This is a genomic window from Streptomyces sp. NPDC007917, from assembly GCF_042959105.1.
In the GTDB taxonomy this organism is placed as follows: domain Bacteria; phylum Actinomycetota; class Actinomycetes; order Streptomycetales; family Streptomycetaceae; genus Streptomyces.
In genome coordinates, this window is record NZ_JBIBKK010000013.1 from 262,929 (window position 1) to 274,758 (window position 11,830).

General features: G+C 71.4%; 10 protein-coding genes. All 10 read left to right on the forward strand.

Going from position 1 to position 11,830, the window contains the following annotated elements; all coding sequences use genetic code 11:
* The first annotated feature begins 17 nt into the window (after nt 1–17).
* The 10 genes from ACFZDL_RS26485 (at nt 18) to ACFZDL_RS26530 (ending at nt 11,757) form a co-directional block, all read left to right on the forward strand.
* A complete protein-coding gene (locus ACFZDL_RS26485) occupies nt 18–1,310 on the forward strand; it encodes a homoserine dehydrogenase (protein WP_353592641.1) in 1,293 nt (430 codons plus the stop codon).
* A gap of 73 nt (nt 1,311–1,383) precedes the next feature.
* A complete protein-coding gene (gene thrC, locus ACFZDL_RS26490; protein ID WP_353592675.1) occupies nt 1,384–2,469 on the forward strand; it encodes a threonine synthase in 1,086 nt (361 codons plus the stop codon).
* 373 nt (nt 2,470–2,842) lie between these two features.
* Nucleotides 2,843–3,757 (forward strand): homoserine kinase, encoded by a 915-nt coding sequence (gene thrB / locus ACFZDL_RS26495; RefSeq protein WP_353592642.1) that lies wholly within the window; start codon nt 2,843–2,845, stop codon nt 3,755–3,757.
* Nucleotides 3,758–4,188: 431 nt separating this feature from the next.
* Nucleotides 4,189–6,345, forward strand: coding sequence for a transcription termination factor Rho (rho, locus tag ACFZDL_RS26500; RefSeq protein ID WP_353592643.1), 2,157 nt, complete (start codon nt 4,189–4,191; stop codon nt 6,343–6,345).
* 318 nt (nt 6,346–6,663) lie between these two features.
* Nucleotides 6,664–7,788 (forward strand): LCP family protein, encoded by a 1,125-nt coding sequence (locus ACFZDL_RS26505; RefSeq protein WP_353592644.1) that lies wholly within the window; start codon nt 6,664–6,666, stop codon nt 7,786–7,788.
* A gap of 236 nt (nt 7,789–8,024) precedes the next feature.
* Nucleotides 8,025–8,249, forward strand: a complete 225-nt coding sequence (gene rpmE / locus ACFZDL_RS26510; protein ID WP_014176386.1) for a 50S ribosomal protein L31 — start codon at nt 8,025–8,027, stop codon at nt 8,247–8,249.
* 142 nt (nt 8,250–8,391) lie between these two features.
* Nucleotides 8,392–9,462: a peptide chain release factor 1 gene (gene prfA / locus ACFZDL_RS26515; RefSeq protein WP_353592645.1), complete on the forward strand. Its 1,071-nt coding sequence runs from the start codon at nt 8,392–8,394 to the stop codon at nt 9,460–9,462.
* 77 nt (nt 9,463–9,539) lie between these two features.
* A complete protein-coding gene (gene prmC, locus ACFZDL_RS26520; protein ID WP_353592646.1) occupies nt 9,540–10,385 on the forward strand; it encodes a peptide chain release factor N(5)-glutamine methyltransferase in 846 nt (281 codons plus the stop codon).
* A gap of 68 nt (nt 10,386–10,453) precedes the next feature.
* Entirely contained in the window at nt 10,454–11,101 is a 648-nt protein-coding gene (locus ACFZDL_RS26525; protein ID WP_353592647.1) for an L-threonylcarbamoyladenylate synthase, read from the forward strand.
* Nucleotides 11,098–11,757 carry a protein-tyrosine-phosphatase gene (locus ACFZDL_RS26530; RefSeq protein WP_353592648.1) on the forward strand — a complete coding sequence of 220 codons (660 nt, stop codon included), beginning with the start codon at nt 11,098–11,100 and terminating at the stop codon, nt 11,755–11,757. The genes ACFZDL_RS26525 and ACFZDL_RS26530 overlap by 4 nt, the downstream gene beginning before the upstream one ends.
* The last annotated feature ends 73 nt before the right edge of the window (nt 11,758–11,830 follow it).

Consider the following 11,830-nt stretch of genomic DNA (forward strand, 5'->3'; position numbering starts at 1 on the left):
ATGAGAAGCGAGGTCGGATGATGCGTACGCGTCCGCTGAAAGTGGCGCTGCTGGGCTGTGGAGTGGTCGGCTCAGAGGTGGCGCGCATCATGACGACGCACGCGGCGGACCTCACGGCGCGCATCGGCGCCCCGGTCGAGTTGGCCGGGATCGCCGTGCGCCGGCCCAACCGGGTGCGCGACGGGGTTCCGGCCGAGCTGGTGACCACCGACGCCACCGCACTGGTCAAACGCGGCGACATCGACGTCGTCGTCGAGGTCATCGGCGGTATCGAGCCCGCCCGCGCCCTCATCACCACCGCCTTCGAGCACGGCGCCAGCGTGGTGTCGGCGAACAAGGCGCTGGTCGCCGAGGACGGCGCGGCCCTGCACGCGGCCGCGCAGGAGCGTGGCGTCGACCTGTACTACGAGGCGGCCGTCGCGGGCGCGATCCCGCTGGTGCGGCCGCTGCGCGAGTCCCTGGCCGGGGACAAGGTCAACCGGGTCCTCGGCATCGTCAACGGCACCACCAACTTCATCCTCGACCGGATGGATTCCAGCGGCGCCGGCTACAGCGAGGCGCTGGACGAGGCCACCGCACTCGGATACGCCGAGGCCGACCCGACCGCCGACGTCGAGGGTTTCGACGCCGCCGCGAAGGCCGCGATCCTGGCCGGGATCGCCTTCCACACCCGCGTCACCCTCGACGATGTGCACCGCGAGGGCATCACCGAGGTCACCGCCTCGGACATCGCCTCCGCCAAGCGCATGGGCTGCACGGTCAAGCTGCTGGCGATCTGCGAGCGGGCCGAGGACGGCCGGTCGGTCACCGCCCGGGTGCACCCGGCCATGATCCCGCTGAGCCATCCCCTCGCCTCCGTGCGCGAGGCGTACAACGCGGTCTTCGTCGAGGCCGAGGCCGCCGGCCGGCTGATGTTCTACGGGCCGGGGGCCGGCGGCGCGCCGACCGCCTCGGCGGTCCTCGGTGACCTGGTCGCCGCCTGCCGGAACAAGCTCGCCCGGACCACCGGGCCGGGCGAGTCCGCATACACCCAGCTGCCCGTGAGCCCCATGGGTGACGTGATCACGCGTTACCACATCAGCCTGGACGTCGCCGACAAACCCGGTGTTCTGGCTCAGGTCGCCACGGTCTTCGCCGAGCACGGCGTATCCATCGACACCGTCCGCCAGCAGGGCAAGGACGGTGAGGCGTCCCTCGTCGTCGTCACCCACCGGGCGAGCGACGCGGCTCTGACGGCGACCGTCGAGGCGCTGCGCAGTCTGGACACCGTCCGCGATGTCGCGAGCATCATGCGGGTCGAGGGCGAGTAGGGGAGCAGGGGAGATCAGGGGACCAGGGGAGTAAAGGAAGATCATGAACACAATCGCTGACGCCGGGCCCGCGATGTCCGGCACCCGCCGCTGGCAGGGCTGGCGGGGCATCATCGAGGAGTACCGCGACCGGCTGCCGGTCAGCGGGACGACCCCCGTCGTCACTCTGCGCGAGGGCGGCACCCCGCTGGTCCCCGCCCAGGTGCTCTCCGAGCGCACTGGCTGTGAGGTGCACCTGAAGGTCGAGGGCGCCAACCCGACCGGGTCCTTCAAGGACCGCGGCATGACCATGGCCATCAGCAAGGCCAAGGAGGCGGGCGCCCAGGCCGTCATCTGCGCCTCCACCGGCAACACCTCGGCCTCCGCCGCCGCCTACGCGGTACGGGCCGGCATGGTCTGCGCCGTCCTGGTCCCGCGGGGCAAGATCGCGCTGGGCAAGATGGGCCAGGCCCTGGTCCACGGCTCCAAGATCCTCCAGGTCGACGGCAACTTCGACGACTGCCTGACGCTGGCCCGCGGGCTGTCCGAGAAGTACCCGGTGGCGCTGGTCAATTCGGTCAACCCGGCCCGTATCGAGGGGCAGAAGACCGCCTCGTTCGAGATCGTCGACATGCTCGGCGACGCGCCCGACATCCATGTGCTCCCGGTCGGCAACGCGGGCAACATCACCGCCTACTGGAAGGGCTACAAGGAGTACGCGACCCACGGCCCGCTCGGCGCCCCCGCCTCCCGTACGCCCCGGATGTGGGGGTTCCAGGCGTCCGGCGCGGCGCCCATCGTGCGCGGCGAGCCGGTCAAGGACCCGAGCACCATCGCCACCGCCATCCGCATCGGCAACCCCGCCTCCTGGGCCTTCGCCGAGCAGGCGCGCGACGAGTCCGGCGGCCTCATCGACGCGGTGACCGACCGTCAAATCCTCGCCGCCTACCGGCTGCTCGCCTCCCAGGAGGGCGTCTTCGTCGAGCCGGCCTCCGCGGCGAGTGTCGCGGGTCTGCTCAAGGCCGCCGAGGAGGGTCTTGTCGACCCCGGCCAGCGCATCGTGTGCACGGTGACCGGAAACGGCCTCAAGGACCCGGACTGGGCGGTGGCGGGTGCGCCGCAGCCGGTCACGGTGCCGGTGGACGCGGACGCGGCCGCCGAGCGGCTCGGGCTGGCCTGATCTCCGCCCCTCACCAGCCTGTTTCACGCGGCGCGGGGCAGCGCCCGGGGTACGTCCCCGGTCGTTGCCCGGCGCCGCTCCTCAAGATCCACTAGAGTGCGGGCGGAGAAGCCCAGGAGCGAGGAGGGCGCGCGGAACGCTCCAGTAGAGTGGTCGCGAGCGACGAGAGGGAGCGCGACACGCATCGTGCGCCTCCCGTGCGCCCTATGTCGCCACAGAACCTTCCTTCGATAGGCTGTACTGAATCCGCCCCGACGCAGAGCAGACGCAGAGCAGCTGCCTCTGCACGGCGTTGCCGTACTTCCGTCACGGCCCTCGCGGTGTTCCGTACCTCTTCGAGTAATCCCAGTCACACAAGGAGAGTCATCGAGCGATGGCCGGTCCAGCGTTCCGCGCCGCCGCCGTCCGGGTGCGCGTGCCCGCCACAAGCGCCAACCTCGGTCCCGGCTTCGACGCCCTTGGCCTGGCCCTTGGGCTGTACGACGACGTGGTGGTCCGGGTGGCCGACTCCGGCCTGCACATCGACATCGCGGGTGAGGGCGCCGAGACGCTGCCGCGCGACGAGGACCATCTGCTCGTACGGTCCCTGCGCACCGCCTTCGACCTGCTGGGCGGGCAGCCGCGCGGCCTGGAGGTCGTCTGCGCCAACCGGATTCCCCACGGGCGGGGCCTGGGCTCCTCCTCGGCCGCCATCTGCGCCGGGATAGTGGCCGCCCGCGCGGTGACCATAGGCGGCGCCGAGCGGCTGGACGACGCGGCGCTGCTGGAGCTGGCCACCGAGATCGAGGGGCACCCCGACAATGTCGCCGCCTGTCTGCTCGGCGGTTTCACCCTCGCCTGGACGGACGCGGGAAACGCCCGGGCGATCAGAATGGAGCCTTCCGATTCCATCGTTCCGGTGGTCTTCGTGCCCGGCCGGCCGGTGCTCACGGCGACCGCCCGGGGGCTGCTGCCGCGCAGCGTCCCGCATGTGGACGCCGCGGCCAACGCGGGGCGCGCCGCGCTGCTGGTGGAGGCCTTGACCAGGCGTCCCGAGCTGCTGCTCGCGGCGACGGAGGACCGGCTGCACCAGGAGTACCGCGCTCCGGCGATGCCCGAGAGCGTGGCCCTGGTGAACCGACTGCGGGCGGACGGTGTCCCCGCGGTCATCTCGGGTGCGGGCCCCACGGTGCTCGCGCTGGTCGAAGACGGTGCGGCCGACAAGGTCGCACGGCTGGCGGGCGAGGGGTGGGCGGCCAACCGGCTGGCTCTCGACGCCGGGGGGGCGAGCGTCCTGCCGCTCACCTGACTCCGCGGACTTCCGGGGCGGCCCAGGCGGCCCCAGGAGCCCCGAAAAACTCGATAGCCGGTCTTGGAGAGGGGGAATGTTTGTTGGATCCGGTAGTGTTAACCTCAAGTCTGCACTTGATGCCTCATGCTCGGAGTGATCGCCGGGCTGGGAGGCGCAGTGCTCAGTGTCCCCATCCGGGACCACCCTTCTTCCGGGAGCCTCCCAAACTGCCTGAGCAGCCTGCCTGAGCAGTTCCGAGCACGCTCCGGAGCTCCGGAATGGCGTGGCGGATCCAGGCGAAGCCTCCGTCGCGTCGGAACCAATGAATTGATCTCTCCGCCATACCTGGCGGACCACCGCCCCGGCCGGTCCGCACGAGGACACAGCCGGACAGCACAACCGGTCGCCGAGCCAGACAGGCCGACGCCCGCTCCAGGGAAGGACCCTTCGTGAGCGACACCACCGATCTGATGGGCGTGAACGCCTCCGGCACCTCCGACAGCGGTGTCGGCAATGCCGCGCCCGCCACGGACGCTCCCGCCGCGCCTGCCACCGGTGCTGCCACTGGCGCTGCCCCGCGGCGACGCCGCTCGGGCACCGGCCTCGACGCCATGGTCCTGGCCGAGCTGCAGCAGCTCGCCTCGAGCCTCGGCATCAGGGGCACCGCGCGGATGCGCAAGAGCCAGCTGATCGAGGTCATCAAGGAGAAGCAGGCCTCCGGCGCCTCCGCCAAGTCCGCCGAGGCCGCCCCCGCCGCCGCGGAGGGGGTGACGAAGCCCAAGCGCCGCGCGACCTCCAAGGCCCGTACGGGCGAGGACAGCGAGCCTGCCGCGGCCAAGGCGGGCACCAAGGCCGACGGCGCCAAGGACGAGCAGGCCGCGAAGGCGGAGAAGGCCACCGCCCAGCAGCAGATCGAGATCCCGGGCCAGCCGGGCGAGCCCGCCGCCGACGAGCAGCCGGCCGACGGGCGCCGCCGCCGGCGGGCCACCTCGCCGGTCACCGCCACCGACGGCCCGGCCACCGCCACCGCCGTCGAGACCAAGACGGAGACCAAGGCCGAGGCCGCCGAGGCGGCCACCAAGACCGCCGCCCGGGCCGACGCCAAGGCCGAGGCCGCCGTGGACACCGCCGAGGGCAGGGGCGCCAAGGGCCAGGACCGTGCCGAGCGCGGCCAGAAGAGCGACCGCCGGGAGCGCGGCGGCCAGCGCGAGCGGGACGGCCGCGACGGCCGCGACGGTCGTGACGGCCGCGACGGTCGTGACCGCCGCGGCGGCAAGGGCGAGGACGGCGCCGCGCAGGGCGGCGGCCGTCAGCAGCGCGACGGCCGCGGCCAGGGCCAGCAGCGTGCCGACGAGGCCGACGACGACTTCGACGGCGGGCGCCGCGGGCGCCGCGGCCGCTACCGCGACCGCCGTGGCCGCCGTGGCCGCGACGACTTCGGCAACGAGCCGCAGGTCTCCGAGGACGACGTCCTGATCCCGGTCGCGGGCATCCTGGACATCCTCGACAACTACGCGTTCATCCGGACCTCCGGCTACCTGCCGGGCCCGAACGACGTGTACGTCTCGCTCGCCCAGGTCCGCAAGAACGGCCTGCGCAAGGGCGACCACGTCACCGGCGCGGTCCGCCAGCCGCGCGAGGGCGAGCGCCGTGAGAAGTTCAACGCGCTGGTCCGCCTCGACTCGGTCAACGGCATGGCGCCCGAAACCGGGCGTGGGCGGCCGGAGTTCGGCAAGCTGACCCCGCTCTACCCGCAGGACCGTCTGCGCCTGGAGACCGAGGCCAACGGGCTGACGACCCGCATCATCGATCTGGTCGCACCGATCGGCAAGGGCCAGCGCGGTCTGATCGTGGCCCCGCCGAAGACCGGTAAGACCATGATCATGCAGGCGATCGCCAACGCGATCACCCGCAACAGCCCCGAGTGCCATCTGATGGTCGTCCTCGTCGACGAGCGGCCGGAAGAGGTCACCGACATGCAGCGGTCGGTCAAGGGCGAGGTCATCTCCTCGACCTTCGACCGCCCGGCCGAGGACCACACCACCGTCGCCGAGCTGGCGATCGAGCGGGCCAAGCGCCTGGTCGAGCTGGGTCATGACGTGGTCGTCCTGCTGGACTCGATCACCCGTCTGGGCCGCGCGTACAACCTCGCGGCGCCCGCCTCCGGCCGCATCCTGTCCGGTGGTGTCGACTCGACCGCGCTCTACCCGCCGAAGAAGTTCTTCGGTGCCGCGCGCAACATCGAGGACGGCGGCTCGCTGACCATCCTGGCCACCGCGCTGGTCGAGACCGGCTCGCGGATGGACGAGGTGATCTTCGAGGAGTTCAAGGGCACCGGCAACATGGAGCTCAGGCTCGACCGGAAGCTCGCCGACAAGCGCATCTTCCCGGCGGTCGACGTCGACGCCTCCAGTACCCGCAAGGAGGAGATCCTCCTCGCTCCGGAGGAGCTGAACATCGTCTGGAAGCTGCGCCGGGTGCTGCACGCGCTCGACTCGCAGCAGGCGATCGAGCTGCTGCTGGACAAGATGAAGCAGACGAAGTCGAACGCCGAGTTCCTGATGCAGATCGCCAAGACCACGCCCACCCCGGGCAACGGCGACTGATCGGCGGCGCTCAGCTGATCGACGAGGGCCCCTCCGCCACGGCGGAGGGGCCCTCGTCACGTTTCGGACGAGATCTGGGACACATCGGCCGTCACCCCCGCCGACCTGCGCGATCTCCGTCGTACGGGGCGAAACCCCAGGTCAGTGACGCGAGCCCGGCAGGCCGGATCGAGGCGCGGGCGGCGCGCCGCGTTCCGGAACGGGAAACCTCCATATGCAACCCTGGCGGACGACCTGTCGTCTGTCAGGTCGAATCACGGCGAGAACACGCCTAACCGTGATGGTGGGGGTACCCGGACAGCGAGGACTGAAGAGGGCATGGCTGATCACAGCAACAGCACACCGGATTCGCGCCCGAGCCGTGGCGGTGGCCGCCACGTCAAAGCCCCGGTGCCCCGAAGCGGGCGCCGCAAGGCGCTGCTGGGCACGGTGTGGACGCTGGGGACCGTGCTGGTCCTGGGCGGTGTGGGTGCCGGCTATGTGTACTACAAGCTGAACGGCAATATCACCAGCGTCAACATCAACGGCGCCCTCGGCTCCGACCGCCCCAAGAACGTCGACAACGGCTCCATGGACATCCTGGTCCTCGGCTCCGACTCGCGGGCCGGGCAGAACGCCAAGTACGGCACCGACGAGGGCACCTCCCGCTCCGACACCGCGATGGTCGTGCACGTCTACAAGGGCCGTCAGAAGGCCAGTGTCGTCAGCATCCCCCGCGACACCCTGATCCGCCGCCCCGCCTGCACCAAGGACGGCCGGACGGTCCCCGCCCAGCGGCTGGCGATGTTCAACTCCGCGTACGAGGTCGGCGGCCCGGCCTGTGCCGTCAAGACCGTCGAATCGATGACCGGCATCCGCATGGACCACTACCTCGAGGTCGACTTCTCCGGCTTCAAGCACCTCATAGACCAGCTCGGTGGCGTGGACATCACCACCACCAAGCCGATCCACGACGCCAAGAGCCACCTCGACCTGGAGCCCGGCAAGCACACGCTCAGCGGGGAGCAGTCCCTCGGCCTGGTGCGCACCCGGCACGCCGTCGGCGACGGCAGCGACCTGGGCCGGATCAAGCTCCAGCAGGCGTTCATCAAGGCGCTGCTCGACCAGATCAAGTCGGTGGACCTGTTCAGCAGCCCGAAGAAGCTCTACGACCTCGCCGACACCTCCACCAAGGCGCTGACCACCGACTCCGAGCTGGCCTCCGTCAACAAGCTGCGCGGCTTCGCCGAGGGTCTGAAGGGCATCGACTCCAAGGACATGCACATGGTGACGCTGCCCGTGCAGTACGACCCGAACAACCCCAACCGGGTGCTGCAGATCGACTCCAAGGTGCGGCAGGTCTGGCGGGCGCTGCGCTGGGACAAGCCGATCCCGGCGTCCGCGACCAAGGGCTCGGCGGGCGACGCGACCGGCGACGCCGGCAAGGTCGTCCAGAACCCCTGACCCCGGCCGTCCCGGCCCTGGCCCCGGGCGTCCCGGCCCTGGCCCCGGGCGTCCCGGCCCCTGGCCCCGGGCGTCCCGGCCCCTGACCCCGGGCATCCCGGACCCCGGGGAATATCCCGGCCCCACCCCCGGTTTTGGGGGATGCGCCCAGTCCTGGCAGACTGGATCGTCGGCCCCGGTTCACGTCAGGCAACCCGCCTGACGACCCGGCGCCCTCCCGAACCTAGGAGAATCCCTTGAAGCGCGACATCCACCCGGAGTACGTCGAGACGCAGGTCAGCTGCACCTGCGGCGCCTCCTTCACGACCCGTAGCACCGTGGCGGGCGGCACCATCCGTGCCGACATCTGCTCCGAGTGCCACCCGTTCTACACGGGCAAGCAGAAGATCCTCGACACCGGTGGCCGTGTGGCGCGGTTCGAGGCCCGCTTCGGCAAGAACGCCGGGTCCGCCAAGAAGTAGCGACCCGCACGGCGCCGGTCTTCGGTCGCCCCTTCCCTGGGGCGGCCGGACCGGCGTTTTGTCGTCACGGCTTGTCGCCACGGCGGGTCACCACGGCCCTCACCCTCCACACGCAGCCCATTCACCCACCCAGGAGCCCTTGATGTTCGAGGCGGTCGAGGAACTGATCGGCGAACACGCCGACCTCGAGAAGCGGCTCGCCGACCCCGCGGTCCACGCAGACCAGCGCGAGGCGATGCGGCTCAACAAGCGCTACGCGGAGCTGACCCCGATCGTCGGCACGTACCGCTCCTGGAAGCAGACCGGCGACGACATCGAGACCGCCCGCGAGCTGGCCCAGGACGACCCCGACTTCGCCGACGAGGTCAAGGAGCTCGAGGCGCGGCGCGAGGAGCTGACCGACCGGCTGCGGCTGCTGCTGGTCCCGCGCGACCCCAGCGACGACAAGGACGTGATCCTCGAGGTCAAGGCCGGCGAGGGCGGCGAGGAGTCGGCGCTGTTCGCGGGCGACCTGCTGCGGATGTATCTGCGCTACGCCGAGCGCGTCGGCTGGAAGACCGAGATCATCGACGCCAACGAGTCCGACCTCGGCGGCTACAAGGACGTCCAGGTCGCGGTGAAGGCCAAGGGCAGCGCGGAGCCCGGCCAGGGCGTGTGGGCCCGGCTGAAGTACGAGGGCGGGGTGCACCGCGTGCAGCGGGTGCCCGCCACCGAGTCCCAGGGCCGCATCCACACCTCCGCCGCCGGGGTGCTGGTCACCCCGGAGGCCGAGGAGGTCGAGGTCGAGGTCAACCAGAACGACCTGCGGATCGACGTCTACCGCTCCTCAGGACCCGGCGGCCAGTCGGTCAACACCACCGACTCCGCGGTGCGCATCACCCATCTGCCCACCGGCATCGTGGTCTCCTGCCAGAACGAGAAGAGCCAGCTGCAGAACAAGGAGCAGGCGCTGCGCATCCTGCGCTCGCGGCTGCTGGCCGCGGCCCAGGAGGAGGCCGAGCGGGAGGCGTCGGACGCGCGGCGCAGCCAGGTCCGCACGGTGGACCGGTCCGAGCGCATCCGGACCTACAACTATCCGGAAAACCGGATCTCGGACCACCGGGTCGGCTTCAAGGCGTACAACTTGGACCAGGTGCTCGACGGCGAACTCGATCCGGTCATCCAGGCGTGCGTCGACGCCGACGCCGCCGCCAAGCTCGCGGCCGCGCAGTAGGGCCGCGCGGCCCGCAGAGGGAAGACCCGGAAGACCCGTAGCCTTTTGCCTTAGTCCGGACCGGCTGGAGGAATTCAGTGAATGTGCTGCTCGCCGAGGTGGCGCAGGCCACCCAGCGGCTGGCCGACGCCGGCGTGCCGTCTCCGCGCTTCGACGCGGAGGAGCTGGCCGCCTTTGTGCACGGCGTCAAGCGGGGTGAGCTGCACGGCGTCGCCGACGCCGACTTCGACGCCCGCTACTGGGAGGCCGTAGCCCGCCGGGAGGCCCGCGAGCCCCTGCAGCACATCACCGGGCGCGCCTTCTTCCGCTATCTGGAGCTCCAGGTCGGCCCCGGCGTCTTCGTGCCCCGCCCGGAGACCGAGTCGGTCGTCGGCTGGGCCATAGACGCGGTACGGGCCATGGACGTGGTCGAACCGCTGATCGTCGACCTGTGCACGGGCTCCGGGGCCATCGCCCTCGCGCTGGCCCAGGAGGTGCCGCGCTCGCGGGTGCACGCCGTGGAGCTGGACGAGGGCGCCCTGACGTGGGCCCGCAAGAACGTCGAGGGGTCCCGCGTCGTTCTCCACCACGGGGACGCGCTGACGGCCCTGCCCGAGCTCGACGGACAGGTGGACCTGGTGATCAGCAACCCGCCGTACATCCCGCTGACCGAGTGGGAGTACGTCGCGCCCGAGGCCCGCGACCACGATCCGCAGGTGGCGCTGTTCTCCGGCGAGGACGGCCTCGATGTGATCCGCGGCCTCGAGCGCACCGCCCACCGGCTGCTGCGCCCGGGCGGGGTCGTGGTCATCGAGCACGCCGACACGCAGGGCGGCCAGGTGCCGTGGATCTTCACTGAGGAGCGTGGCTGGGCGGACGCCGCCGACCACCCCGATCTGAACAAGCGGCCGCGCTTCGCCACGGCGCGGAAGGCCATGCCGTGACCCCGGCGGACGGAAAGTAGCGATCCGGTGACGCTCCGCACTACCGGATACCCAGTGAAGGAGAAATGATGGCACGGCGATACGACTGCGGCGACCCGACCGACCGCAAGACCGGCCTGCGTGAGGCCGCGTCCGCCGTCCGCCGCGGCGAGCTGGTCGTGCTGCCCACCGACACCGTCTACGGGATCGGTGCGGACGCCTTCAACGCCGAGGCCGTCGGCGATCTGCTGGAGGCCAAGGGCCGCGGCCGCAATATGCCCTCGCCCGTCCTCGTCGGCTCCCCGAACACCCTGCACGGCCTGGTCACCGACCTGTCCGAGCAGGCGTGGGAGCTCGTGGACGCCTTCTGGCCGGGCGCGCTCACCCTGATCGCCCGGCACCAGCCGTCGCTCACCTGGGACCTGGGGGAGACCCGCGGCACCGTCGGGGTCCGGATGCCGCTGCACCCGGTCGCGATCGAGCTGCTGAACGACTTCGGCCCGATGGCGGTCTCCAGCGCCAACCTCACCGGCCACCCCTCCCCGCAGGACTGCGACGCGGCCCAGGAGATGCTCGGCGACTCGGTCTCGGTCTATCTCGACGGCGGGCCGACCCCCGCCGCCGTCCCGTCCTCCATCGTCGATGTGACCGGCAAGGTGCCGGTCCTGCTGCGCGCGGGCGCCCTGAGCGCCGAGCAGCTGCGGGAGGTCGTACCCGACCTCGAGGTGGCCAATTGACAGCCCCTGAGGGGCGTGGCATAGCGGAACACCGTCACCACAGCGCCGACCACACCTTCCGCATCCTCCACGTCAGCACCGGCAACGTCTGCCGCTCGCCGATCACCGAGCGGCTGACCAGGCATGCCCTCGCACACCGCCTGGGCAGCGAGCGCACCAGCGGGCTGATCGTGGAGAGCGCCGGGACCTGGGGCCACGAGGGCGCTCCCATGGAGGCGCACGCCGCCACCGTCCTGACCGACTTCGGCGCCGACCCGGCCGGCTTCCTCGGCCGTGAACTCCTCGACGAGCACGTCATCCGCGCCGACCTCGTCCTCACCGCCACCCGCGACCACCGCGCCCAGGTCATCTCCATGGGGCACTCCGCGGGGCTGCGCACCTTCACGCTCAAGGAGTTCACCCGGCTGGTACGGGCCATAGACCCGGCGACGCTGCCCGACCCGGAGGAGGCGGGCGGCGTGGTCGACCGGGCCCGCGCCCTGGTCCAGGCGGCGGCCGCGCTGCGCGGCTGGCTGCTGGCGCCGACCGAGGATGCGGACGAGGTGCACGATCCGTACGGAGCGCCGATCACCTTCTTCCGCTCCATCGGCGACGAGATCCACGAGGCCCTGGACCCGGTGGTGACGGCCCTGACGGGGGTGCCCGCTCCCGCGTAGCCCCGGGCCGGGCCCGGGCCTACATTGGGAGGACGCAGTGCAACGCTCGCCACCCGTACCACCCGGGCCTGCT